Source organism: Nocardia sp. NPDC051787 (genome assembly GCF_040681325.1).
GTDB lineage: Bacteria > Actinomycetota > Actinomycetes > Mycobacteriales > Mycobacteriaceae > Nocardia.
The window spans coordinates 112,250-136,802 of sequence record NZ_JBFAYO010000021.1 but is presented as its reverse complement, the minus strand read 5'-3'; the positions used below and the strand labels follow the sequence as shown (position 1 = coordinate 136,802).

The following is a 24,553-nucleotide window of genomic DNA, read 5'->3' as shown; positions in this document are numbered from 1 at the left end:
GACGATGCAGCGTGGGGCCGAGGGGGCGGACCGTCTGGTTGGTCATGGAGGACGGGACCCTGCCTACATCCAGCGGATGGAGGAGTTCGCCGGACTGTCGCATCAGGAGATCTACGAGAAGGCGCAGGCAATGCAGCCTGGTGTCATGCACTCGTCGGCGCAGGCGTGGAAGAAGATTGGTGACGCCTTCCTGGCCAACATAATGGGTCTCAACGCGAGGTTGCGTATGAGCATCGCGCAAGGCTGGGAGGGGTCCTCAGCGGACGCAGTGCAGGCCGCGACGCAACGCTTCCTGAACGAGCTGGGCGATATCCAGGACGTCGTCCAAGGGGCGTACCAGCGGATTGAGGCTTCCGCATTTGGGGCAGAGGTGGTGAAGGCACAAATTCCGCCAGTCCCCCCGTCGGCGCCGATTCCAGCGCTTGCGGGTGCGGAAAGTCCCGCGCAGGCGGTCGCTCAGCGGGCGATCGAGCAGGAAGCGCATCAGACCGCCATCTGGGCGATGCGGAATTACTACGTGCCAACATACGAGCCTGCCGGACAAGGAGTCCCGACCTTCGTCGCCCCGAGTTCGCCAGCGGACGGCCCGGGGTTGCCGGTACCCAACGGTCTGGGCTCGACAGCAGGCTTAGCCAACGGTAACCAGCAGGTCGGCAGTGGCTCCAGTGAACCGACCGCGCCCGGTGGGCCTGACACCCGGGGAGAGCCGGGGACCGAAACTGCAGGAGTCTCACCAGCCGCTGCGGCCGCGGATTCGACCGGGAGCCAAGGAAGCAGTCCGCAGACCACCGGTACGCCAGCATCGACCACGCCCGCCGGCGTCAGTCCCGGCAATACCACACCGACGGGAGCTGCTCCGGCGAGTGCGCCCGGACAACCAAGCTCCACAATCCCAGGTTTGCCCGGTCCGGGCACCTCGGCAAGCCCGGGGGGTCCAGGGCACAGCGTCCGGAGCCCCGGAGCTGGCAACCCGTCCGGTGTGCCTGGTGGTGTTGCGGCACGGCACGCCGCTTCGGCGGGAATGCCGGGTATGCCCGGGATGATGCCACCCGGTGCGCGGGGGAAGTCCTCGGACGACGACAAGGAGCACCAGGGCCGCCGGGAGCTGTTGGTCCATGAGCGGAACAAGATCGACCTCGTCGGTGAACGCACGCCAACTACCCCGCCAGTGTTCGGTGCGGGCGCTGCACCACCGTCTGATGACTGGACCGACGCCCGCGACCAACCTCGACCAGATCCGGGTGAGCGCAGTCGATGAGGTGGGAGTACAGCCCTGACGAATTCCTATATGCCTGGCAACAGTTGGGCGCCGACCGCAACCCCGTCCCGCTGAGCCTGCGGCCGTCGGTGGCGTGGCGCGACGAATGGGAGGAGATCGAACGCGAGCTGCGGCGGCGACTTCCGGTGCTCGAGGATCCTGATCTGCTGCCGGTGCTGCGGACCGCTGCAGACCCAGACATGTCGCTCATCCTGATCGGTAACCGGAGACATCCGCTACGGGCCTGCGGTGCGGTGACCGCGAACATCGGTGTCACGATGGTGCAGCGGCCCGGCCCGGAGCCTGCAGTCGGCGGCAACGTCGTGATCGAGGTCGGCTCTCCGGGGTTGGTGCCGAAGGTCCTTGCCGCTGTCTCTGGAAATCAGCCCGCGGGTCGACATACCAGCATGGTCGAGTCCTGGGACCGGCTCAAGGAGGCGCAATCGGTTGTTGGGCTGGTTCGCGACGAGTCGTCAATTCTCGACCGGATGCGTAGCCTGCTTGCCGCACCTCGCGTCGGCTCTGGGCATATCGAGATCCTGGGTGACCGCCGCGCGGCACGCCCTCTTCCACCCCGATACCTGAGCTGGTTCGATGTCGAGGGCGACGGCCGCTACACCTACACACGCGAGCATGGCGACTTCCGCATCGACCCATGTAGTGCTGATGAGTTTCGTCGATGCCTCACTCGGCTGATGGAGGCGTAGCACGCGGATCGTTGTACCAGATTTGTTGGTACCTGGAGAATGGCTATCGCTCTCTCTTCACATATTCCCATACACCCTGTACTAATTTTTCTGGCACACTTTGTATTGGTTCAGCGCTGTAGGGTCGATTCCTTCGGCCAGACGGTAGAACCATCGGCTACGGCCGTTCTCGCTATACTCCTGCTCGTCGCACTCCACAACACCGAGCACGTGGAGGGCCTGAAGCTGACGATCCACAGTGGCGCGCGGCTTTTCGATGCCCTTGCGTACCTCCGATGTGGAAGCGCCGGGATGCTCGGCCAGGTAGTCGATGATCGCCAGGCGTAGCGGTGGCATTGAATCCCGCGCGCACCGGATGGCTAGCCGTAGTGCGTCGTCTCGCCCGATCCCAATCGCCACAGCGCCGCGCACAACCTGCGTCAGCTGCTTGGCGAACCGCGTCGGCATCTCCGGGTTGTGGGCGTCGATGACATCGCCCCGATAGTCGAACTCGACTCCGGTTCTAGCCACTGTGACCAGATTTGCTGCGGCTAGCAGGATATCGGTCACGGTCATTGGCTCGGTGTTCATCCCCGCGAGAACCCCGGCCACCGCGTTGCGCAGTTCTTGCCGCATCGCGACTTCGTTGCCGGTGTTTCCGATAGCGCGCCTACCCGCCGCGATGCGGTGCTTGCGCGAGTCGGTGCGCACGAGCACGAAACGGTCCCCCATGGCAGCAACCACGGTATGTGCCTTGTCCCAGGCGGTGGTGACGGCCCCGATGACCGCGATACGGCCGGTCCATTTGAGACTTCGTCCGCCGTCGCTCCCGATGTTGCGTTCCCACTGCCCGTCGTAGACTTCCCGCAGCGCGGCGAGAACTTCCGCCTGACCATCGCGATTCATCGACAGCACGGTGGTCACGTCCTTGATCACCAGCACGCCGCGGTCCCCGAGCTTGCGGAGCAACCCACCGGTCGCATCGTGGCCGCGTTCCCGCCGCGACGTACCGGATAACAGCGCGCCTTCCGATCGGATGGTCGAGGTGACGCATGCTCCCGCGCCTTCCGCGGCCGCCACCGTTTCGGTTTTGGCGTTCCCCGACCCGGCGACCAGCAACCGCCACAGCGGGTCGCCGTCGAGCCGCTCCACCGCGAGCGTAGCCAGCACCACGTCAAGTGACCCCGTGTCGAACTCGGCACCCAGCCACTTCCGAAACACCGCCCGCGCCTGCTCGATGCCGATGGGCTCAGCATCCAATACAGTCAGCTCAGTCCGCAGATCTGCTAGCGCGGTCGGCAGCCCCTTCAGTGGCCTGCGGTTACGTTGCAGACGCCACTTCTCCCTGATGTTGGATTCGGTCCAGCTGTAGTCGCGCGGCGCGGTGTCCAGAAGGACCGTCCCGGCCTGCTCGACCGTCAAGCTGTTCCAGTGCTCGCGGGCGAGCTGCCCGAGTCGGTACGCGGCATCCGAACACAACTTTTCCCATCCGCGGCCCTTTTCGTCCCGGTAGCCCCGTGTCCAGTTCTTCGCGGCCCGCAGCTCGTCGCGGATGCCGTCCACCGTCCTCGTCATGTAGCGGTCCACCCTCTCGCGCTGGTCTGCGGTCAGCGTGCTGTACTCGACGTGTTCACCGGGTGGCTCATCGGCGAGTGGCTCGGGTCGGAGTTCATCGACCATGTTGGCGATGGCGGCGCCGGAGTCGTCGTCGGGTCCGTCCTCGGCAAGCCGGTCTAGCTCGGGCTCTACTACCCACTCGTAAGTGCGAACCTCGCCGTGGTCTGCCTCAGCCTTGGACCGTTTCCGGGTCGGCGGCAGGAACACGAAGCCGCAGCCCTGCCCGTCGACTCCCGCCTTCACGTCCAACCCGGGCCGCACGCCGTCGCGGCTACGCACGCCCAGGGCGGCGACGAACTCGTGCCCACCGCCGCTCGGTGTCGCAGTGCGCCCATATGAGGCGGGCCAGACCCCGGCCGCGAGCATGGTATTCCTGGTGACGTCGCCGGCATGCCGCGGGTCGTAGTCCAGTGCATCGATTCCGTGTCCACACACCATGCCCAGCGCGTCGCCGTCGCGGTACTGCTCGAGCACGGCCGGATCAGGCCGCGTCAACTGCCATCTCCGGGGCAGGTCATACCCGCAGTGGTCGGTACCTCCGTCTGGGTCCCAGCCACCCTCGGCGTCCACCGCCTTATGGGCCACGAACACTGGGATGCCGAACCCGATCAGCGCACGGGCGATGTCCAGCGCGGTCATGGGATCATACCCCCGCCATTTTCAGGATCACTGTGCTCGTTCGCGATGCGATACAACAGGTCCCGCTCGCTCCGCTCCACCATGCGACTCATGCGAAGCTCATGCGGGGCGATCCATTGCTCGATCGCGTTCCCGACCAGCTCGCGCAGCACCGGCGACGGCAAGGCGTCGACCTCGACGGACCGGCCATCGAAATTCCTTGCACGCGAGTCGGATTTCTTCGTCGGCCGGGTGGGTAGGCCGTAGTCCTCGATCTGCGCTTCAGTCACGGCCAGACGCTCGAACGTGAAGTCGACCTTCGGCGCGAACTCACGCAGTCTCCGTTGGGTGTGCTCCCATGCTGCGACGCCCGACGGATCATGGTCTCCCAATTGGTAAATGACGGCGGGCTTGCGGTCCGCAACAATGTCACGCGCGGTCTGCCATAAGAATGACTCCGACGAGAATCCGCGCGCGATCCTCAGCGGGACATCCCACTCATCGGTGACGCCGGAGACGACAGAGGTGATCGCATCCTTCTCGGACCAGACTTCCAAGTGAACACCCTGGTCCTTCCACAGGCTTCGCCGGTAGCTCGACGCCGCATCATCGAGTGCCGCATCGACATTCCGCCACGTCTGCGGACGGAAAGCCCATCGGGTGCCGTCACGAAACCAGTGGTAGGAGATACGCCCGCCCCGCCGCATCGCCAGCACCCGCCGTTGCACGACCGCGTAGCCCTGCTCCGTCTTCGGCACGGCGCCCAGGGACATAACCCGGTAGAATGCCCCCCGGATCGTAAGCGGGTGCTCAGCCTCAGCGACTCGGTAGATGATGTCGTCGATCTCGGCGATCTCGGCGTTGGTTCGCCGCGGCCGTTTTATGTGGCTAGTCGCGTAAATACTCAAGGACGACCACCCCACATCAGATGACACCGGGCGAAGGTCCGCACCCTCAGTCCCGGCGTGACTTGGTGCACGGTCACCGTGCCCGCGACGGAAGCGCCCGGTACACCTAGCGCGGTTGCCAGGTCGACTCCTTCGGCGTGGGATAGCGGTCGCCGCCGGAGCCGGGCCAGAGGGTGCTCCTCGAACCACTCCCGGTCGTCCTGCATCGCACGGTCGGCACCCATACCGACGGGGCATGTACTCGCATGGGCCAGGTGGCGGTCGCCGTCTAACGTGGCTCCGCAGTCGGGGCACGCTAACCTGGGAAGTACGAGAAGTCCTCTTCGAGCCCCTGGCGTCGCCGTCGCCGGGAGTTTTTCTTGCGGTCATACTGCACCGCCACCCGTATCGAGCTGGAGCTGGCGAAGCACCCAAATGGACGGAATTCGCAGCCGATTCCGCACCCGAATGACCGGCCACTCGCCGGATCGCGCGGCGGCGTAGCCAGTCGATCGCCCCACGCCCAGCGCCTTGCATGTGACATCGACAGATACCGTCGGGTGCGACTTGAGCCGTCGTATTACCTCGGGCTCGTACGTAATCGTTGATTGGGTGTTCATACCTTCCTCATTGCCTGGCATCCTGCCATCCAGTATGGTTGCCAATTATGGCGCGAGTTACAACCACGAAAGACTGCGAACCCGACAAGCAAGTAGGCGACGTCGAGGAGGTCCACCAGCACAAGGGCCGCCAAGACGGGCTCATAGGAGCAGACGTCAAGCTCTTCGGGCACGACATCACATACCGAGTAATTGCCGCGACAGGGCCGAATGGTCCCGAGATGAGAGAACTCACCCTCGACGGCAACGGCCGCGCGATCGTATCGGACGATTTGCGTCGGGTTCCGGTGCGACGACTCGCGGCAGCGGCCGTCAGAGCCCCGGTCACCTTCCTGACGTCCGATTGGGAGCGACCAGAGGGTGCGCGGCGCGGCAACCAGCGGCTCGGAGACGATCACTATCGCCAGGTTGCCGAGATCGCCCGCGATGCGTTCGTGAAGGGGTTGCCGGTCCGTGAAGTGGTCGGGCGCGCACTCCACGCCAGCCCCTACACCGTCGACAAATGGCTACGTGGTGCGCGCGAGCGCGGTTACCTCCAGCGTGGCGAATTGCAAAGAACGACAAGGAGACTCAGAGAATGACCATCACGACAGACCTCGGTGACACAGCCAAGTACAGACGCCGCACCGAGCCGATCAACATGCACACCGCCGAGAACGGCAAGACCACCTTCTGGTTCCAGGTCGATATCGGCGTGAGACCGGATGGCAAGCGAGACCGGAAACGGTTCACCTACGCGACAAAAACCGAGGCACGGCGCGAATTCCGCCGAATCTCAACAGAGGTCGCCGCTGGTACCTACGTCGCGCCTACGAAGACGACAGTGGCCCAGCACATCACGACATGGTTGAACGGGCGACGAGATGTCCGGCGGGTGACCGTTGAGGGCTACCGCAACGCGTTGAAGCCGGTGGTCGATCGGCTCGGTAGCCTGCCGCTCCAGCAGTTGACCAAGAAGCATGTCGACGACCTGGTGAACTGGCGGCTGACCGAGGGCCGCGGTGGTCAGCGTCCGGTCAACGATGCGGCAACGGCCGTACTGGCGTTCGTTCGCCAGCACGCCGAGGGGGTCCGGTACGCAGAAGTCACCGCGAGGTTCGGCGAGAAGTCCGGTCGGTATCTCGATCGCCTTCGCGCCTCCGGTCGTGTGGTCCGGCCCAAACGTGGGATCTACATCGCGGCAACGGACATTGTGCAGCCTGCTGAGCCGCGTGGGGTATCGGAGCGCACAGTCACCACGATGCTGATACATCTGACCGCCGCGCTGGACGACGCGATGGCCCAAGGTCTGGTCACCCGCAACGTCGCCCGCTTGGTCAAGCGCCCCGATGTCGCCGACAAGGAAATGCAAACGTGGACCCGCGAGCAGTGCCGCCAGTTCCGCCAGCACGTGCGCGAGCATCGCCTGTACGCCCTTCTCCTTCTTTCCCTGTGCGGGCTGCGCCGCTCGGAGATCATGGGCCTGCGCTGGTCGTGCATCGAGGGGCCCATGCTGAACGTCCGCCGCGGGCGTGTTGCCGTCGGTAAGGACGTAGAAGAGGGCGACCCGAAGTCGAGGCGCAGCAAGCGCAGCCTGCCATTGCCAGCCGATGTCGTCGCGGCGCTCGGTCGGCTGAAGATCACGCAGAAGACCGAGGCGCTGGCGCTGGGGGAGTCGTGGTCGGACGATCGCCTGGTCGCCGTGCATGAGGATGGGACGCCGCTCCGGCCTGAGTGGTACACCGACGAATTTCAGCGCCAGGCCAAGGCCGCGGGCGTCCCCGTGATCCGGCTGCACGATGCCCGGCACACTGCCGCCACGATCCTGCTGGACTCCGGGACGTCGGTCTCCGCGGCCGCGAAGTGGCTTGGTCATGACGCAGGGGTGCTGCTGCGGGTCTACGGCCACGTCTATGACGAAGCACTGGAAGCGGCGGGCGGGACCCTCTTCGGCGACGGCGGCGCGACGACGGGATCCTAATTCGCCTACTCGTTGGCAAGCTGTAGGCAAGATCACGCTTGCCGGGCGGATCGCACGTGGCGATGGCGTGGACAGAACAGGGCAATGACCTGCCAGTCCATCGGTGGGCGCAGAGGGGATCGAACCCCCGACCGCTGGTGTGTAAAACCAGTGCTCTACCGCTGAGCTATACGCCCCTGCCGTGACCGGCGGTTTATGAATCTAGCGCGGCGAGCGCTTTCTCCCAAGCCGCCTGGTCACGGGGCTCTCCGGGGCCGTTCATCTCGGCGAAGCGGATGTAGCCTTCGCGATCGACGACGAACGTGCCCCGGTTGGGGTAGCCGGCTTTCTCGTTGAAGACGCCGTAGGCCTGGGCCACCGCGCCGTGCGGCCAGAAGTCCGACAGCAGCGGGAAGGTGTAGCCCTGTTCGGCGGCCCAGATCTTGTGCGTGGGCGGCGGGCCGACCGAGATCGCGAGGATCTCCGCGTTGTCGTTCTGGAACTTGGGCAGCTCGTCGCGCACCTTGCACAGCTCGCCCTGGCAGATCCCGGTGAACGCGAGCGGGTAGAAGACGATCAGCACGTTCTTCTTCCCGCGGTAGTCCGACAGCCTGACTTCCTGGTTGTTCTGGTCTTTCAGCGTGAACTCCGGCGCGACAGTGCCAACCTCTAACGGCATAGCTGATCCTCCATCGTCTCGGGTTCCACCGGACGGGCATGCGACACCGCCCTGGTGGAAACCATAGCGCGGCGGGTCAGCGCTGCTTCGAGGGAGCCTTGGGCTGCACCAGACGGCTGCCCGTCCACGCACCCAGGCTGATCGCCGAGGTCTGGGTGAGACCGGCGGTCGGCGCGGATTCGGCGATCTCGCTGGGTTCGACGTGTCCCGGCTGTCCGGTCTTGGGCGTGAGCACCCAGACGAAACCGTCGTCGGCGAGCGGGCCGATCGCGTCCATCAACGCATCCACCAGGTCACCGTCGCCGTCGCGCCACCACAGCAGCACGACGTCGATCACCTCGTCGGAGTCCTCGTCGACGATTTCGCCGCCGATCGCTTCCTCGACATCGGCCCGCAGGTCGTCGTCGACGTCCTCGTCCCAGCCCAATTCCTGGACAGCCAAGCCGTGTGAAATGCCAAGCTTCTGAGCGTAGTTCTGCGCGTCCGCCGCGGCGACCACGGTGGTGTCCTCCTCAACTCCCGACAGTATTAGTTGCAAGCGAACATGGTTATGGGCTTCAGCGCAAGCCGATCCGGCGAAATAGCTACCGAATGTCGTGTTGCGATGGTGTGTCAGAGCCTTCTCAGCGTCTCGGGCAGGAGTCGCGCACGACGTTGCGCGCGTCGTTCACCCGTCTGCTGGCGTCGTTGAGCGCCGCGACGGGCGCGGTGTAGGTCATCGTGCGCGTCTCGGCGGCCAGCGCGCGCGCCGCGTCCACGTACTCGGTGAATTTGGCGGCCAGGTCCGGCGGCAGCGTGTCCTTGGCGGCGTTCACGCCGCTCTCCACCGTGTTCGCGGCGTCCTCGAGGGTCTGGGCGGCCGAGTCCCGTCTTGCGACGTAGTCGGGCGCGTTCGAATCGTGCGCGTCGACGAACTCGTTGTACCTGGTGACACCCACACCGGTGGTGCCGGGGAACTGCGTGCAGTTGTCGGCGATGGCCTTGGCCTCCGCCGCCGCGCGCCGCGAGGAGGTCGCCGCCGCCGATGAGGAGGCCGCCTCGGTCTGGTACGCCGCCAGATCGCTCGCGTTGGGGCTCGCCGAGCCCTCCACCCGGTTGGCGCACCCGGCCACGACCAACCCGATCGCGACGGCACCGGTAGCGCACACCATTCCGAACCCGCGTGGGTTCAGCAGCTTCATCGTCCTCCCCGCTCCTCACGGCTGCCACGGCTCATCATGCTCACCTTGCCTGTCGAACGCTACTGGATTTACGGCTGAGATGATGACCTGGGACGCGCCATCGGCAAGGATGGATGGTGCGCCCGAACCTTTCGTAAACGGGCGGTCCGCCAACCACGCGAGCCCGCCCGGGGATAAAGACGCCATCAGCATGTCCACCCCTGTACGAGGAGCAGATTTGACCGACCTGATCCACTCTCCCGCACCGGCGAAATCCGCCGGCGCCAGCTCCGCACCCGCTCCCGCCGTGAGCCGTGATCCGGAAGGGTCGCACGCGCCGCAGCAAGGTGGCCGGGTGCGGGTGATCCGCGAGGGGGTGGCGTCCTACCTACCGGACATCGACCCGGAGGAAACCAGCGAATGGCTCGAGTCGTTCGATGAGATGCTCGACCGGGAAGGCCCCGGCCGTGCGCGGTACCTCATGCTCCGTTTGTTGGAGCGGGCCGGTGAACGTCGTGTCGCCATCCCGTCGTTGACCTCCACCGACTACGTCAACACCATCCCCACCGAGAACGAGCCGTGGTTCCCCGGCGACGAAGAGGTGGAGCGGCGCTATCGCGCGTGGATCCGCTGGAACGCCGCGATCATGGTGCACCGCGCCCAGCGTCCCGGCATCGGCGTCGGCGGGCACATCTCGACCTACGCGTCCTCGGCGGCGCTCTACGAGGTCGGCTTCAACCACTTCTTCCGCGGCAAGGACCACGCCGGCGGCGGCGATTCGATCTTCATCCAGGGTCACGCCTCGCCGGGCATCTACGCCCGCGCGTTCCTGGAGGGCAGGCTGTCGGCCGATAAGCTCGACGGGTTCCGGCAGGAGTACAGCCACGGCGGGCCCGGCCACGGGCTGCCGTCCTACCCGCACCCGCGGTTGCTGAACACCTTCTGGGAGTTCCCCACGGTGTCCATGGGCCTGGGTCCGATGAACGCGATCTACCAGGCCCGGTTCAACCACTACCTGCACGATCGCGGCATCAAGGACACCTCCGACCAGCATGTCTGGGCCTTCCTCGGCGACGGCGAGATGGACGAGCCGGAGTCGCGCGGCCTCGCGCACGTCGCGGCCATGGAGGGCCTGGACAACCTCACCTTCGTGGTCAACTGCAACCTGCAGCGCCTGGATGGCCCGGTGCGCGGCAACGGCAAGATCATCCAGGAGCTGGAGTCGTTCTTCCGTGGCGCGGGCTGGAACGTCATCAAGGTGATCTGGGGTCGCGAATGGGACGCGCTGCTGGGCGCCGACCGCGACGGGGCGCTGGTGAACCTGATGAACAGCACCCCCGACGGCGACTACCAGACCTACAAGGCCAACGACGGCGCCTACGTTCGCGATCACTTCTTCGGCCGCGACCCGCGCACCAAGGCGCTGGTGCAGGATCTGAGCGACCAGGAGATCTGGAACCTCAAGCGCGGCGGCCACGACTACCGCAAGGTGTACGCCGCCTACGCGGCCGCGATGGCGCACAAGGGCCAGCCGACGGTGATCCTGGCCAAGACCATCAAGGGCTACACCCTCGGCAAGCACTTCGAGGGCCGCAACGCCACGCACCAGATGAAGAAGCTGACCCTGCAGGACCTCAAGGACTTCCGCGACCTGCAGCGGATTCCGATCAGCGACGCCGAGCTGGAGAAGGATCCGTACCTGCCGCCGTACTACCACCCCGGTATGGAGGCGCGGGAGATCCAGTACATGCTCGACCGGCGCAAGGCGCTGGGCGGATTCCTGCCGGAGCGGCGCGCGGCGTCGAAGCCGCTGAAGCTTCCCGGTGACGAGGCCTACCGCTCGGTACGCAAAGGCTCCGGCAAGCAGAACGTGGCCACCACGATGGCGCTGGTGCGGCTGATGAAGGAACTGCTGCGGGACAAGGAGATCGGCAAGCGGATCGTGCCGATCATTCCCGACGAGGCCCGCACCTTCGGTATGGACTCGTGGTTCCCTTCGTTGAAGATCTACAACCGCAACGGCCAGCTGTACACGTCGGTCGACGCCGAATTGATGCTTGCCTACAAAGAGAGCACCGCCGGGCAGATCCTGCACGAGGGCATCAACGAGGCGGGTTCGACCGCGTCGTTCACCGCCGCGGGCACCTCGTACGCCACCCATGGCGAGCCGATGATCCCGCTGTACATCTTCTACTCGATGTTCGGCTTCCAGCGCACCGGCGACGGGCTGTGGGCGGCCGCCGACCAGCTGGCCCGCGGTTTCGTGCTCGGTGCGACCGCGGGGCGCACCACGCTGACCGGTGAGGGGCTGCAGCACAACGACGGGCACTCGCTGCTGCTCGCCGCGACCAACCCGGCCGTGGTGACCTACGACCCGGCGTTCGCGTTCGAGATCGCCCACATCGTGCGCGACGGCCTGCGCCGGATGTACGGCGGCGGCCCTGCGCCGGAGGGCTCGGCGCCGCTGCCGGGCACCCGCCCGCACGGCAGTGCGGGTGAATTCGGCGGGGAGGATGTCTTCTACTACATCACCCTCTACAACGAGCCGTACCAGCAGCCCGCCGAGCCGGAGGACCTGGATGTCGCCGGTCTGCTCAAGGGCATCTACCTGTACAAGCGCGGGGGCGAGGGCGCGGTGCGCGCCCAGATCCTGGTCTCCGGCGTCACCGTGCCGGACGGCCTGCGCGCGCAGGCGCTGCTCGCCGAGGAATGGGGCGTGCAGGCGGATGTCTGGTCGGTGACCTCGTGGGGCGAGCTCCGCAAAGAGGCGCTGGACAAGGAGATCGCCGCGCTGCGCGACCCGGCTGCCGAGCCGGGCGTTCCGTACGTCACCGAGGCGCTGTCGCGGGTCGAAGGCCCGTACGTCGCCGCGACCGACTGGATGCGCGCGGTGCCCGACCAGGTCCGCAAGTGGGTTCCCGGCGACTTCACCACGCTCGGCACGGATGGTTTCGGCTTCTCCGACACCCGTTCCGCAGCCCGGCGGGTGTTCAACGTCGACGCGCAGTCCATCGCGGTCGCCGCGCTGGCCGGCCTGGCTCGCGCGGGCAAATTCGACACCGCCAAGGTTGCCGAGGCGGCGGCGGAGTACGGGATCGCCGACGTGGACGCCGCGCCGAAGGCAGCGGTGAGTTCGGATGAAGACCTCGCGTAGCGGAATATTGGATGGTGGACCGTAAACCGCCGCGGCCGCGACGGATCTCCGAAGGCTCCTCCGAGCACGAGGTGTATCTGCCGACGGGCGCGCTCTCCCCGAACCGGCAGACCCGCGACCCCCTTCCGGACACGCTGCTCAAACGCGTCAAGCAGTTCTCCGGCCGCCTCTCCACCGAGGCGGTGGGGTCGATGCAGGATCGGTTGCCGTTCTTCGCCGATCTGGACGCCGCCCAGCGGGCCGGTGTGCAGATGCTGGTGCAGACCGCGGTGGTGAACTTCTTGGAATGGCTCCAGGACCCGGACAGCGACATCCGGTTCAGCCTGGACGCCTTCCAGGTAATTCCGCAGGACCTGGCGCGGCGGCTGACGCTGCGCCAGACCGTGGACATGGTCCGCGTCGCCATGGAGTTCTTCGAGCAGTGGCTGCCCGCGCTCGCGCGCAACGACCGGCAGCTGGTCGCCCTCACCGAGGCGGTGCTGCGTTACGGGCGTGAGCTCGGGTTCGCCGCCGCCTCGGTGTACGCCAGCGCCGCCGAATCGCGCGGCGCGTGGGACACCCGGCTGGAGGCGCTGGTCGTCGACGCCGTGGTGCGCGGCGACACCGGCCCGGACATGCTCTCCCGGGCCGCGACGTTGAACTGGGACGCCACCGCACCGGCGACGGTGCTGGTCGGCACCCCGCCGGGCGAGCAGGGCGTCTCGTCGGTGGGCGCGGTGCATTCCATCGCGGCGCGGCACGGTCGCGCCGCGCTGGCGGTGGTGCAGGGCACCAGGCTGGTGATGGTGGTCTCCGGGCATCTCGGTGACACCTCGTATGTCTCCCCGTTCCTGGCCGACCTGCTCGCCGAGGTGTTCTCCGACGGCCCGGTGGTGATCGGGCCGACCACGCGCACCCTGGGCGCGGCGCACGCCAGCGCGGTGGAGGCACTGGCGGGCATGGAGGCCGTGGTGGGCTGGCGTGGGGCGCCGCGACCAGTGCACGCGGCCGAATTGCTGCCGGAACGAGCTTTGTTAGGTGATCGAGCTGCGATCGACGCGTTGAACGAGTACCTTGTCCTACCGTTGGCCGCGGCGGGATCGTCGCTGGCGGACACCCTCGATGCCTATCTGGATTGCGGTGGAGCGGTCGAGACGTGTGCGCGTCAGCTGTACGTCCATCCAAATACGGTCCGGTATCGCCTGAAGCGCATCGCCGAGATCACTGGCCGTGATCCGCTGAATCCGCGTGATGCCTACGTGCTCCGGATCGCCGCCACAGTAGGTCGGTTGACACGAACCCGTAACGAATCGTCAACACCTACCCCAGAAGTCACGCAAGTCGCTTTCGGTCACGAGGGCGTGTAACGCATCCGGCGAATCGGTCGATTCGGACAGGCCACGTGGTCTTTTGTGGAACCCCCACAAAAGCGCTTCGAAACCTTCATTCGCGTCGACATCTCGTGCGGCCCGCCTCACAGTGTTTTCTTAGAGGCGTGATCGCGTTGTTCGCCCCTGGACAGGGCTCTCAGACACCCGGCATGCTCGTGCCTTGGCTCGACCTTCCCGGCGCGAATGAGCGCCTCACGCTGTGGTCCAAGGCCTCCGGCCTGGACCTGGTCCGTCTCGGCACCACCGCGACGGCCGAGGAGATCACCGACACCGCCGTCACCCAGCCGTTGGTGGTCGCCGCGGCGCTGCTGGCGTTCTCGGAAGTTCCGCAGGACGCGCTCCCTGCCGCTACTATCGTCGCCGGACACTCGGTCGGCGAACTCGCCGCCGCGGCGGTCGCCGGAGTTCTCTCCGCCGACGACGCGGTCCGGTTGGCCGCGATCCGCGGAGCGGAGATGGCCAAGGCGTGCGCGCTGGAGCCGACCGGCATGTCCGCAGTGCTCGGTGGCGATGAGGCCGCCGTGCTCGAACGGCTCGCCGAACTCGACCTCGTCCCGGCCAACCGCAACGCGGTGGGTCAGATCGTGGCCGCGGGTCGGCTGGACGCTCTCGCCGAGCTCGCCGCGAACCCCCCCGAGAAAGCCCGGGTTCGCGCGTTGCCCGTCGCGGGTGCGTTCCACACCGCGTTCATGGCCCCGGCGCAGGATGCTGTGACCGAAGCCATAACGAAGATCACCCCGAACGAGCCGACCAGGGCCTTGCTGTCGAATTTCGACGGCAAGGCCGTCGTGTCCGGACAGGACGCGATCGACAAGCTCGCCGCGCAGGTCACCCGGCCCGTGCGGTGGGATCTGTGCACCGAAAACGTCCGGCAGGCCGGTGTTTCGGCGGTGGCCGAGCTGCCGCCGGCGGGCACCCTTGTCGGCATCGCGAAACGGGAGCTGAAGGGTACGCCGACGCTGGCCCTGAAGACCCCGGAAGACCTCCCCGCGTTGGCTGAGCTGACCACATCCGGCTAGCTTTCCTCCGCGACCATGCATCCAGATGCGAGGTCGTGACCGAGCAGGCGGTAACTATCGCCCCGCTCGATCCGAAAAAGAACCAGTAGAGCCCTACAAAGTATCAAGAAGGGAGCCACGAAGTGGCCGCTCTGACCCAGGAACAAATCGTCGAAGAACTCGGCAAGATCATCGAAGAGGTGACCGGCATCGAGCCCTCCGAGGTGACGATCGAGAAGTCCTTCGTCGATGACCTGGACATCGACTCGCTGTCCATGGTCGAGATCGCGGTGCAGACCGAGGACAAGTACGGCGTGAAGATCCCGGACGAGGATCTGGCCAGCCTGAAGACGGTCGGCGACGCCGTCGGCTACATCCAGAAGCTCGAGGCGGAGAACGCTGAGGCGGCCGCCGAGCTCAAGGCCAAGTTCGACAACGCCGAGTAGGGCCGACACTGTGACCACTCCTTCCACCTTGAACGGGAACTTCCCCAACGTCGTCGTAACTAGCCTGGCGGCGACCACGTCGATCGCGGGTGACGTCGATGCGACGTGGAAGGGACTCCTCAACGGCGAGAGCGGCATCGACGTTCTCGAGGATTCCTTCGTCGAGGAATACGACCTTCCGGTCCGCATCGGCGGTCACCTGAAGGTCCGGCCCGACACCCTGCTGTCTCGTGTCGAATGCCGGCGCATGGCCTACGTCGAACAGCTCGCGACCGTGCTCGGTCGCGAGGTGTGGCGGAACGCCGGCAGCCCGGAAGTCGACCCGGAGCGGCTCGGTGTCGCCATCGGCACCGGATTAGGTGGTGGCGACGCCCTCATCGATTCCGTGGACAAGCTGAAGAACGGCGGCTATCGCAAGATTTCGCCGTTGGCTGTGCAGATGGTCATGCCGAACGGCCCGTCGGCCGTTGTCGGTCTCGAACTGAAGGCCAGGGCGGGAGTGGTCACTCCGGTCTCGGCATGCTCGTCCGGCTCCGAGGCCATCGCCAATGCCTGGCGCATGATCGTCATGGGTGACGCCGACATCGTCGTCACCGGTGGCGTCGAAGGCTTCATCGACGCGGTGCCGATCGCGGCGTTCACCATGATGCGCGCCATGAGCACCCGCAACGACGACCCGAAGGGCGCGTCGCGTCCCTTCGACAAGGATCGCGACGGCTTCGTCTTCGGCGAGGCCGGTGCCCTCATGGTCATCGAGACCGAAGAGCACGCGAAAGCTCGTGGCGCCACGATCCATGCGCGCCTGCTCGGCGCGGGCATCACCTCCGACGGCTTCCACCTCGTCGCTCCCGACCCGACAGGCGACGGCGCGGCGCGGGCCATGACCAGGGCGATGCAGTCCGCGGGATTGACCAAGAAGGACATCACGCACATCAACGCGCACGCGACCGCGACGCCGATCGGTGACACCGCCGAGGCGAACGCGATCAACAAGGCCGTCGGCAACCACGCCTCGGTGTACGCGCCCAAGTCGGCACTCGGCCACTCGATCGGTGCTGTCGGCGCCCTGGAGTCCGTGCTGACCGTGATGAGTATCCGTGACGGCATCGTCCCGCCGACGCTGAACCTGGAGAACCAGGATCCGGAGATCGACCTCGACGTGGTGAAGGGCGAAGCCCGCCGCCAGGAGATCGAGTACGCGATCAACAACTCCTTCGGATTCGGTGGGCACAATGTGGCGCTCGCCTTCGGTCGCGCATAGCCGCACGATCGACTGCACAACGATCCCGGCGGGGTCGTCCAGCTGAGCTGGTACGACCCCGCCGTGGTTCGACATATGCAGCCGCGGTAGCGGCACACTCAGTGAGTGAGGAGACAACGCGATGACAATCATCGCTCCCGCGTTGCGACAAGAGACCGCGACCGACCCGCGCGATCCGCTGGGCCGACTCCAGCGCTTCTTCGATCCCGGCACCATTCTTCCGCTGCACCCGCGTGACAAGTCCGGTGTGCTCGCTGCCATCGGCGAGGTGGACGGTGTTCGCACCGTGGCCTACTGCTCCGACGCCACCGTCATGGGCGGCGCGATGGGCGTGGAGGGCTGCAAGCACATCGTCGACGCCATCGACACCGCCATCGACTCCGGCGTCCCGGTGGTCGGGCTGTGGCACTCCGGCGGCGCCCGCTTGGCCGAGGGCGTCGAGGCGCTGCACGCGGTCGGCCTGGTCTTCGAGGCCATGGTCCGCGCGTCCGGCCTGGTTCCGCAGATCTCCGTGGTGCTCGGCTTCGCCGCCGGTGGCGCCGCCTACGGCCCGGCGCTGACCGACATCGTGATCATGGCTCCGGAAGGCCGCGTCTTCGTGACCGGTCCGGACGTGGTGCGCAGCGTGACCGGCGAGCAGGTCGACATGGCCACCCTCGGCGGCCCGGAGACGCACGGCAAGAAGTCCGGCGTCACCCACATCGTCGCCCACGACGAGGCCGACGCCCTGCACCGCGCCCGCCGCCTGGTGTCGATGTTCGCCGAGCAGGGCGAATTCGACCTGGTCGCGGCCGCGCACGGCGACGTCGACCTGAAGGCGATGCTGCCGGAGTCGGCCAAGCGCGCCTACGACGTGAAGCCGATCATCCACGAGCTGCTCGACAACGTCGACGGTGAGTCGAGCTTCGAGGAACTGCAGGGTCTGTACGCCCGCAGCATCGTCACCGGCCTCGGTCGCCTCGGCGGCCGTACCGTCGGTGTGCTGGCGAACAACCCGATCCGGCTCGGCGGCTGCCTGAACTCCGAAAGCGCCGAGAAGGCGGCACGTTTCGTGCGGCTGTGCGACGCGTTCGGTATTCCGCTGGTCGTCGTCACCGACGTGCCGGGCTACCTGCCCGGTGTCGGCCAGGAGTGGGAGGGCGTGGTGCGCCGCGGCGCGAAGCTGCTGCACGCGTTCGCCGAGGCGCGCGTTCCGCGGGTCACGCTGGTCACCCGCAAGATCTACGGTGGCGCCTACATCGCGATGAACGCCCGCTCGCTCGGCGCGACGGCGGTCTACGCGTGGCCGGGCTCCGAGGTGGCCGTGATGGGCGCCAAGGCCGCGGTCGGCATCCTGCACAAGAAGGCCCTCGCCGCCGCGCCGGAGGAAGAGCGCGAAGCGCTGCACGAGCGGCTGACCGCCGAGCACGAGCGCATCGCCGGCGGTGTGGAGCGCGCCATCGCCATCGGCGTGGTCGACCAGGTCATCGACCCGGCCAAGACTCGAAGCGTCATCGCCGCGGCGCTCGCCGCGGCTCCTGCGCGCGCGAGTCACCACAAGAACATCCCCCTCTGAATCAACGCGCCGACGCGGGCTCCGGGACAACCCTGGGGCCCGCTTCGCGTTGCCGGGAATAATGAGATCTCATGAGGCCGAACGCGGCACGGCGCTCGGTAGCATCGGGGAGTGCGCTACGAAGAACTGGCTGATGTGCCGTGCTCGATCACGCGCCCACTCGTGATCTTCGGTGATCGCTGGACTCTGCTGATTCTCAAGTCCTGCTTCTCCGGCATCCGGCGTTTCAACGCCTTTCAGAGCGCACTGGGCATTTCCCGCAGCAGGTTGCACGATCGCCTGGACCGGTTGATCGAGCACGGCATCCTGGTCAAGCAGAAAGCCGCGGTCGGTGCGCATGAGGAATACCGCCTCACCGCCAAAGGCCACGACATCTACCCGATTTTGCTGGCCATCCGCGATTGGGGCGACACCTACATGGCGCCGGAGGGGCCTCCGGTGCGCTACCGCCACCACGAGTGCACCGGCGAGGCGCACGTACGGCTCGAATGCGATTCGTGTGGAAACGAGCTCACCGCACGGGGTGTCGCCCCCGAGCGTGGACCCGGTCTGCTCGATGCCACCAGAGCCGAGGCGCGTGCGGGGTCGACGCGCTGAACGAGCGGCGCTCGGGTGCGCCGACCGGGTCGAGGGCGCGACGTGGCCGCACTGCGTTCGATCGGCGATGAAGGTCTTATTTTGAGACTGAATGCTGGCATTGGACGTTTCCCTGGGGAAGGTGGGAGAAGCGTGGCCTCTCGAACAGACGCGCCCGGCGGGAAACCGGTTGTCCGTGTTACCGCGATCGGCCCGCCCGAACGAGGCAGAATCCCGATATGGCGTCCGAAGCCACCGCCGCGCGGGACCGCAAACGGCACGGCAGGCACTACACGCCGCCCGCGCTGGCCCGGTTCCTCGCGCAGCGGCTGCTGCGGCATGTCGCGCCGTCGGCATCGGGATCGCTGCGCGTACTCGATCCGGCCTGTGGCGATGGTGAGTTGCTGCTGGCCGTGCACGCCGAGGCGGCGGTGCTGTTCCCGGGCCTCCGGCTGGTGCTGACCGGCTACGACCTCGACGCGTCCGCGCTCGTGGTGGCGCGCGAACGGGCCGGTGCGGCAGGAATTGTCGCGAGCTGGCGCAGCGCCGACTTTCTCGCCGTCGAGACCGAACTCGCGGACGGCTCGTTCGACGCGGTGATCACCAACCCGCCATACGTGCGCACGCAGCAGCTCGGCGGGTCGACCGCGCAATTGCTGAGCAAACGGTTCGGTCTGCGCGGACGGATCGACCTCACTCATCCGTTCGTCGCGACGCTGCCGCGGTTGCTGACGGCCGGGGGAGTGCTCGGCCTGCTGTGCGCCAACCGCTTTCTGACCACCAAGGCCGGTGCGAACATCCGCCGCCTGTTGCTCACCGAACTGGCGCCGGTCGAGTTGTACGACCTCGGCGACACCAAACTCTTCACCGCCGCCGTGCTGCCCGCGGTCACCATCGCGCGGCGCGAGAGCTACCGCGAGGGCTGCCGGTACGTCTCCGCCTACCAGGCGGATGGCGAAATAGCTTGTGATCAGCACCTTTTCGAGGCTCTGACCGACGAGCGCGGCTCGGTTGTCGAGCACAACGGGCGGACGTTCGTCGTCGAAGTCGGGAGGTTGGTCACAGGCGGCGAAGCGCCGGTGGCGGGCAACGCCATGCTGGACGCCGGTATGCAGATCACGGTCGCGGGCAAGGGGACGCGCGGACCCGTCACGGGGCGAAGTCCGAGTAGTCACCGAACGCGTGAACCGGAGACCGCGTGGCGCATGTCGCATGACGAGGTCGACTCCTGGCTGACCCGGATCGGCACGGCCACCTGGCGCAGTTTCGGCGACGTGGCGCGCATCCGGGTCGGCATCAAGACGACCGCCGATCGTGTGTTCATCTCCGACCGCTGGGCCGAGGCCGACCCCTGTCCCGAGCCCGAACTGCTGCTCGCGCTGATCACCCACCATGACCTCGCACCCTGGCTGGCCACGCGAGGCAGCGATATCCGCGTGCTCTACCCCTACGATGTGGCGCGTTCCCGCCGCACCCCGATCGATCTCGCCGAATTCCCCAGTGCCGCCGCTTATCTGCTGGACAACAAGGAGACGCTGGCCGGTCGCCGCTACGTCATCGAGAGCGGTCGCGAGTGGTTCGAGATCTGGGTTCCGCAGCGTCCGGATCTGTGGCGGGAGCCGAAGCTGGTCTTCCCGGACATCAGCGAGCGTCCCCGTTTCGCACTGGACCGGTCGGGCGCGGTGGTCAATGGCGACTGCTATTGGATCTCCCTGCCCGATCTGGCCCGCGCGCCGGCCGAGGCGGTCCGATTGGCGTATCTGCTGATGGGCGTGGCCAATTCGGCGCTCGGACTGCGGTACTACGACGCAGTCTGCGGAAATCGGCTGTATTCGGGCAGGCGGCGCTGGATCACTCAGTACGTGTCGCGGCTGCCGGTACCCGATCCGGCGGGCGCTCGGTCCGCGGACGTGATCGATCTGGTGCGCGAGTTCGTCGAGGGCCGCGTGCCCGACCCGGCGGCGCAGGCGGAGCTGGACGAGCGGGTGGCGGCCGCGTTCGGCGTCCGGTTACGCGCTGAGCCGGACGCCGACCATCGGCAGCAGGGTGCGGCGGGCGAACTCGCGTGCGGCGTCCTGGTCGGTGACCGGGATCAGGCCGTCGGGGGTGAGCGCGAGCGAAAGCGCCAGCCGGGCCATGATCTCGGCGACCAAGTCGGCGTCGAAGTCGTGCGTCCCACCGGTATTCCGTAGTTCGCGCAGCTTCTCGCCCAGGTAGTCGCGGCCGACGGCGAGGATCGGTCCCGCGTCGGTGGTCAGGCGGGGCAGGATCAGGTCCGGCTCGGTCCGCAGCAGCCTGCGCAGCAGTTCATTGCCCGCGATGGCGGTGATGAACGCGACGAAGATCTCCACCAGTTGCTCTTCGGTGCCGGAAACGGTGTGCACCCGCTTGTCGATGGCGGCGACGAAGCGCTGCGCCTCCCGCACGCTCACCGCCTCGACGAGGTCGTTCTTCGACTCGTAGCGCCGGTACAGCGTGGCCGGGCTGATCCCGGCGCGGCGGGCGATCTCGCCCATGCTGGTGCGCTTGATGCCGAAGTCCAGAAATGCCGAGAGTGCGCTTTCCAGCAGCTTTTCGCCGTCGGCGACCGGTTTCTCCAGGATGCGCTGCAGCATGGGCGAGACGGTGGGCATCGGATCTCCAGTATGTTCGGCGCGGCCAAGCCGTGGCCGGTGGGCGCGGCATCGCGACGGGTGCGGACGGGACGTTCATTATTTCATTGGGTCGGCGAAGCGTGACCGGGCATTGCCGAACCCGCGCGGCGGCGAGTGGGCGCCGCCTGGCCGGGTCGACGCGCGAACTGGCGCCCCGCGTCAGCAGGTCGGGTGTCCAGATTAGACTGACCAGCCTGTGGTCGGCGTCCGGCCGCACCATCGGCTGGCGCGGAAAGAGGTTGGGCCATGCGGTATTTCGCGAATCGAGTGGTCGCGATCACGGGAGCGGGCTCCGGTATCGGCCGGGAGTTGGCGGTAGCGCTGGCCGGTGCGGGAGCGTGGCTGGCGCTGTCGGACAAGTCGGCGCAAGCCGTCGCGGAGACGGGAGCGCTGTGCGCCGCCGCCGGTCGGGAGCCGATGGTGAGCACGGTGGACGTCACCGATCGCGCGGGCGTGCTCGCGCACGCGGAGCAGGCCGTCGCGCAGTTCGGGCGGGTCGAGGCGCTATTCAACAACGCGGGGGTGCTGCACGTCGGGGGTGTGGTCGAGTCGCCGTTCAGTGATTTCGAATGGGTGATGGACGTCGACTTCTGGGGTGTGGTCAACGGCACCAAGGCGTTTCTGCCGCATCTACTGACGGCCGAGCGCGCGCACGTGGTGAATGTGTCCTCGGCGCTCGGGCTGGTGGCCGTGGCCCGGCACGCGCCCTACAGCGCGGCGAAGTTCGCCGTGCGCGGGTTCACCGACTCGCTGCGCCAGGATATGCGGGCGGCGGGCGGAACCGTGCGGGTCACCGGCGTCTACCCCGGTGGTGTGCTCACCGGCATCGCGCGGTCGGCGAACGTTGCGCCAGGTGTCGATGCGGCCGAGGTGGTGCGCCGATTCGAGGGCCGGGTGGCGCGGACCAGCCCGGCCGCCGCGGCGCGGACCATCCTGCGCGGTGCCGCGCGCGGCGAGGCGAAGGTGCTCGTCGGACTGGACGTCATCGCTGTGGATCTGGTCACACGAATCGCCGGGTCCTACCATGAACGGGTGCTGGACATGGTATTCCGTTCCTGATCGTGCGCACGGCACTCGGACAGGGACGGGTATTGGCGGAATGGCGACTGGCCGAACGCATCTCACCATACAGGAGACTATTGACGAGGGGAAGGCCGGGGACGCCGCGGCGCGGGGGTGCGTCCTATGACGACGAAATGGATTCTGGTGGAATGCTTTTCCGGTTTTCCCGGGCGGGTGATCGCGCTGGGGGCCGCGCCGAAGTCGTTCGTCCCGCTGGCCAATATCCTCCGCAATCCCTTGTCGCTGGCCGACGCGGAGTCGGCGCTGCGGCAGGCGTGCGCCACCGGTGCGCCGGTCGCGCGGGTCTCACCGGACGGTCGCCGCACGGTGCGCGCCGAACCGTTGCTCATCGCACCGGGGCGGGCACACGGCGTGCGGCTGTGGGTCGGGCCGGTGCGGGAACCGGTCGCGTCACCGGATCCGATGGGCGCGTGGTACTTCAATCTCACCACCAACCGCTCGGTGCGCAGCATCGATCTGCTGGACCTGTACGGTGTCGCACCGGAGAACCGTGCCGTCGAGCTGGCCATCGCGGGTGCGTTCACCCGGCTGGTCACCAACCGCGACGAGAGCGAAGCGCTGGCCAAGATCGTCAACTCGGCGCCGGGCACCGAGCATCAGGCGGTCTGGACCATCCGGCGCGACGACGACGCGTTGCGCGCCGGGCATTTCGCCTGCCGGATCGTCGAGGTGCGCGACGACTCGGGCGCGCGTCAGGTGCTGCTGCGCGGAGTGACCCAGGACATCGGCGCCGCCATGGCGGTCTCGGCCGCACCGCCGCCGATGATCCTGGAGTACGCGCTGCTGGAAGCCTCGGCGGAGCCCGGCGAGTACCGCGCCATCGTCAATCTGCGCTCCCTGCGGCTGATCCGGTGGATCGGCAGGCCGATGCCGGGCATCGCCTGGGAAGATCTCCCCGGTCAGCCGCCACCGCAAATCCATCCGGACGATCTGGCGACGGCGAAGACGATGTCACGCGAGCTGGCAAGGCATCGCACCGAAGGGACGGTGCGCATCCGGCGACTCGATGGTGGTTGGCAACCGGTACGGATACGGGCCGCGTTGATGGCGCTGGATCGGCACACCACGGCCGGACTCGCCACGGTCACCGCGACATCGTGACCGCGGCGTCGAAGTCATTCGCGCGGCAGATCCAGCTCGGCCATTTCCTTCTCGATCGCATTCGCGGCGAAATCCACGCCGCGGGAACGCAATTCATGAACCCGGCGCTGGAGTGCCTCCACTCCACCGGGCTGGGCCGCGATGTCGGCGACGCTGATCCGGCCCTTGGGCCGATGCACACCCGACTGCACGTACGACACCGTGATACCTCCTGCCTGCACGCTCACCCACCCACCGACCCGGGTGGGTTCCCCACTGCGCTACAAGTCGCACGACATCCGTGTCGACAGGAGAGCCCGGGTCGCCGGGCACGCTGGCTGAATGCTATCAGCGATTTCTGCTGGACACTTGATCGATGTGCTCTGTATCACACCGCATTCGCCGTGCGGTGCTGGGCGGTATTTGCTATGTAGACAGTCGCATTCAGGCGAATGCCATCTTGCTCTTCGGGGTGGAGTTCCCTGCGGACCTTACCGGGCACGCCCGCCACCAGTGAGCCGGGCGGAATCTGCGCGCCCTCCGGGATCAGCGCATTGGCCGCGATCAGGCTGCCCGCCCCGACGGCGGCGCCGTTGAGAACGGTGGCACCCATCCCGACCAGCACGTCGTCGCCGATGGTACATCCGTGCAGGATCGCGTTGTGTCCCACCGAGACACCGGCGCCGACGGTGAGCGGGAAGCCCGGGTCGGCGTGCAGCACGCAGCCGTCCTGGATATTGCTGCGGGCGCCGACCTCGATCTCCTCCAGGTCGCCGCGCAGCACCGCGCCGTACCACACGCTCACCTCGCCCGCGAGCCGCACGCGGCCGATCACCGTGGCGTTCGGCGCGATCCACGCGCTCTCCTCGATCTCCGGCGCATACTCGCCCAGCTGAATCCGCATGATCACGA

The 24,553-nt window shown here is 67.1% G+C and carries 20 protein-coding genes, 1 tRNA gene and 1 pseudogene; 13 read left to right on the top strand and 9 right to left on the bottom strand.

The features are described 5' to 3' along the window. Nucleotides 1-1,254: 1,254 nt before the first annotated feature. A complete protein-coding gene (locus tag AB0M45_RS22500) occupies nt 1,255-1,965 on the top strand; it encodes an ESX secretion-associated protein EspG (RefSeq protein WP_364332367.1) in 711 nt (236 codons plus the stop codon). Nucleotides 1,966-2,046: 81 nt separating this feature from the next. Here the strand turns inward: AB0M45_RS22500 and AB0M45_RS22495 are convergent, their stop codons facing one another. After that, the gene (locus tag AB0M45_RS22495) at nt 2,047-4,200 is read right to left on the bottom strand and encodes a helix-turn-helix domain-containing protein (RefSeq protein WP_364332364.1); all 2,154 of its coding nucleotides are present in this window, start codon (nt 4,198-4,200) and stop codon (nt 2,047-2,049) included. Then, nucleotides 4,197-5,087, bottom strand: coding sequence for a hypothetical protein (locus tag AB0M45_RS22490; protein WP_364332360.1), 891 nt, complete (start codon nt 5,085-5,087; stop codon nt 4,197-4,199). The genes AB0M45_RS22495 and AB0M45_RS22490 overlap by 4 nt, the downstream gene beginning before the upstream one ends. Nucleotides 5,088-5,733: 646 nt before the next feature. Between AB0M45_RS22490 and AB0M45_RS22485 the strand changes: the two genes are divergently transcribed. After that, nucleotides 5,734-6,267 (top strand): hypothetical protein, encoded by a 534-nt coding sequence (locus AB0M45_RS22485; RefSeq protein ID WP_364332357.1) that lies wholly within the window; start codon nt 5,734-5,736, stop codon nt 6,265-6,267. Continuing rightward, nucleotides 6,264-7,646 carry a tyrosine-type recombinase/integrase gene (locus AB0M45_RS22480; protein ID WP_364332354.1) on the top strand — a complete coding sequence of 461 codons (1,383 nt, stop codon included), beginning with the start codon at nt 6,264-6,266 and terminating at the stop codon, nt 7,644-7,646. Before AB0M45_RS22485 ends, AB0M45_RS22480 begins: the two co-directional genes overlap by 4 nt. A 104-nt stretch (nt 7,647-7,750) precedes the next feature. Here the strand turns inward: AB0M45_RS22480 and AB0M45_RS22475 are convergent. The 4 genes from AB0M45_RS22475 to AB0M45_RS22460 all read right to left on the bottom strand — a co-directional run bounded on the left by AB0M45_RS22475 (nt 7,751) and on the right by AB0M45_RS22460 (nt 9,485). Then, nucleotides 7,751-7,822, bottom strand: a tRNA-Val gene (locus AB0M45_RS22475). Nucleotides 7,823-7,839: 17 nt separating this feature from the next. Continuing rightward, nucleotides 7,840-8,304, bottom strand: a complete 465-nt coding sequence (locus AB0M45_RS22470) for a peroxiredoxin (protein WP_364332351.1) — start codon at nt 8,302-8,304, stop codon at nt 7,840-7,842. Nucleotides 8,305-8,380: 76 nt separating this feature from the next. Beyond that, nucleotides 8,381-8,803, bottom strand: coding sequence for a DUF3052 domain-containing protein (locus tag AB0M45_RS22465; protein WP_364332399.1), 423 nt, complete (start codon nt 8,801-8,803; stop codon nt 8,381-8,383). 124 nt (nt 8,804-8,927) lie between these two features. Further along, nucleotides 8,928-9,485: a hypothetical protein gene (locus AB0M45_RS22460; protein ID WP_364332348.1), complete on the bottom strand. Its 558-nt coding sequence runs from the start codon at nt 9,483-9,485 to the stop codon at nt 8,928-8,930. A 217-nt stretch (nt 9,486-9,702) separates the two neighbouring features. On the opposite strand from AB0M45_RS22460, the gene aceE reads away from it, so the two are divergent. The 8 genes and pseudogenes from aceE to AB0M45_RS22420 form a co-directional block, all read left to right on the top strand. Continuing rightward, nucleotides 9,703-12,618: a pyruvate dehydrogenase (acetyl-transferring), homodimeric type gene (aceE, locus tag AB0M45_RS22455; RefSeq protein WP_364332345.1), complete on the top strand. Its 2,916-nt coding sequence runs from the start codon at nt 9,703-9,705 to the stop codon at nt 12,616-12,618. Between the two features lie 11 nt (nt 12,619-12,629). Beyond that, a complete protein-coding gene (locus AB0M45_RS22450) occupies nt 12,630-13,964 on the top strand; it encodes a helix-turn-helix domain-containing protein (RefSeq protein WP_364332342.1) in 1,335 nt (444 codons plus the stop codon). Nucleotides 13,965-14,092: 128 nt separating this feature from the next. Then, a complete protein-coding gene (locus tag AB0M45_RS22445) occupies nt 14,093-15,007 on the top strand; it encodes an ACP S-malonyltransferase (protein WP_364332339.1) in 915 nt (304 codons plus the stop codon). Between the two features lie 122 nt (nt 15,008-15,129). Further along, nucleotides 15,130-15,432 carry a meromycolate extension acyl carrier protein AcpM gene (acpM, locus tag AB0M45_RS22440; RefSeq protein ID WP_067470056.1) on the top strand — a complete coding sequence of 101 codons (303 nt, stop codon included), beginning with the start codon at nt 15,130-15,132 and terminating at the stop codon, nt 15,430-15,432. Between the two features lie 10 nt (nt 15,433-15,442). Then, nucleotides 15,443-16,693 (top strand): KasA/KasB family beta-ketoacyl-ACP synthase, encoded by a 1,251-nt coding sequence (locus tag AB0M45_RS22435; protein WP_195130852.1) that lies wholly within the window; start codon nt 15,443-15,445, stop codon nt 16,691-16,693. 121 nt (nt 16,694-16,814) lie between these two features. Next, complete coding sequence (locus AB0M45_RS22430) at nt 16,815-18,248, top strand: carboxyl transferase domain-containing protein (protein ID WP_364332334.1); 1,434 nt, start codon at nt 16,815-16,817, stop codon at nt 18,246-18,248. A gap of 111 nt (nt 18,249-18,359) precedes the next feature. Next, complete coding sequence (locus tag AB0M45_RS22425; protein ID WP_364332331.1) at nt 18,360-18,845, top strand: helix-turn-helix domain-containing protein; 486 nt, start codon at nt 18,360-18,362, stop codon at nt 18,843-18,845. A 218-nt stretch (nt 18,846-19,063) separates the two neighbouring features. Next, nucleotides 19,064-19,636 (top strand): annotated as a pseudogene (locus AB0M45_RS22420) (N-6 DNA methylase); the annotation flags it as partial. 1,197 nt (nt 19,637-20,833) lie between these two features. Here AB0M45_RS22420 and AB0M45_RS22415 read toward each other — a convergent pair. After that, nucleotides 20,834-21,439 (bottom strand): TetR/AcrR family transcriptional regulator, encoded by a 606-nt coding sequence (locus tag AB0M45_RS22415; protein WP_364332328.1) that lies wholly within the window; start codon nt 21,437-21,439, stop codon nt 20,834-20,836. A gap of 285 nt (nt 21,440-21,724) precedes the next feature. Between AB0M45_RS22415 and AB0M45_RS22410 the strand changes: the two genes are divergently transcribed. Both AB0M45_RS22410 and AB0M45_RS22405 read left to right on the top strand, forming a co-directional pair. After that, complete coding sequence (locus tag AB0M45_RS22410) at nt 21,725-22,537, top strand: SDR family NAD(P)-dependent oxidoreductase (RefSeq protein ID WP_364332325.1); 813 nt, start codon at nt 21,725-21,727, stop codon at nt 22,535-22,537. Between the two features lie 126 nt (nt 22,538-22,663). Next, the gene (locus tag AB0M45_RS22405; protein WP_364332322.1) at nt 22,664-23,662 is read left to right on the top strand and encodes a GAF domain-containing protein; all 999 of its coding nucleotides are present in this window, start codon (nt 22,664-22,666) and stop codon (nt 23,660-23,662) included. A 14-nt stretch (nt 23,663-23,676) separates the two neighbouring features. Here AB0M45_RS22405 and AB0M45_RS22400 read toward each other — a convergent pair whose 3' ends face one another. Both AB0M45_RS22400 and AB0M45_RS22395 read right to left on the bottom strand, forming a co-directional pair. Further along, entirely contained in the window at nt 23,677-23,889 is a 213-nt protein-coding gene (locus AB0M45_RS22400; RefSeq protein ID WP_364332319.1) for a hypothetical protein, read from the bottom strand. A 140-nt stretch (nt 23,890-24,029) separates the two neighbouring features. Further along, nucleotides 24,030-24,545: a gamma carbonic anhydrase family protein gene (locus AB0M45_RS22395; RefSeq protein ID WP_364332316.1), complete on the bottom strand. Its 516-nt coding sequence runs from the start codon at nt 24,543-24,545 to the stop codon at nt 24,030-24,032. Between the last annotated feature and the right edge of the window lie 8 nt (nt 24,546-24,553).

Bases quoted from the DNA above. Each gene is read 5' to 3' on its own strand.
- AB0M45_RS22410 (WP_364332325.1), top strand. From the start codon at position 21,725: ATGCGGTATTTCGCGAATCGAGTGGTCGCGATCACGGGAGCGGGCTCC.
- AB0M45_RS22470 (WP_364332351.1), bottom strand. From the start codon at position 8,304: ATGCCGTTAGAGGTTGGCACTGTCGCGCCGGAGTTCACGCTGAAAGAC.
- AB0M45_RS22480 (WP_364332354.1), top strand. From the start codon at position 6,264: ATGACCATCACGACAGACCTCGGTGACACAGCCAAGTACAGACGCCGC.
- AB0M45_RS22485 (WP_364332357.1), top strand. From the start codon at position 5,734: ATGGCGCGAGTTACAACCACGAAAGACTGCGAACCCGACAAGCAAGTA.
- AB0M45_RS22460 (WP_364332348.1), bottom strand. From the start codon at position 9,485: ATGAAGCTGCTGAACCCACGCGGGTTCGGAATGGTGTGCGCTACCGGT.
- AB0M45_RS22450 (WP_364332342.1), top strand. From the start codon at position 12,630: ATGGTGGACCGTAAACCGCCGCGGCCGCGACGGATCTCCGAAGGCTCC.
- AB0M45_RS22395 (WP_364332316.1), bottom strand. From the start codon at position 24,545: ATGCGGATTCAGCTGGGCGAGTATGCGCCGGAGATCGAGGAGAGCGCG.
- AB0M45_RS22495 (WP_364332364.1), bottom strand. From the start codon at position 4,200: ATGACCGCGCTGGACATCGCCCGTGCGCTGATCGGGTTCGGCATCCCA.
- AB0M45_RS22405 (WP_364332322.1), top strand. From the start codon at position 22,664: ATGACGACGAAATGGATTCTGGTGGAATGCTTTTCCGGTTTTCCCGGG.
- AB0M45_RS22415 (WP_364332328.1), bottom strand. From the start codon at position 21,439: ATGCTGCAGCGCATCCTGGAGAAACCGGTCGCCGACGGCGAAAAGCTG.
- AB0M45_RS22500 (WP_364332367.1), top strand. From the start codon at position 1,255: ATGAGGTGGGAGTACAGCCCTGACGAATTCCTATATGCCTGGCAACAG.
- AB0M45_RS22430 (WP_364332334.1), top strand. From the start codon at position 16,815: ATGACAATCATCGCTCCCGCGTTGCGACAAGAGACCGCGACCGACCCG.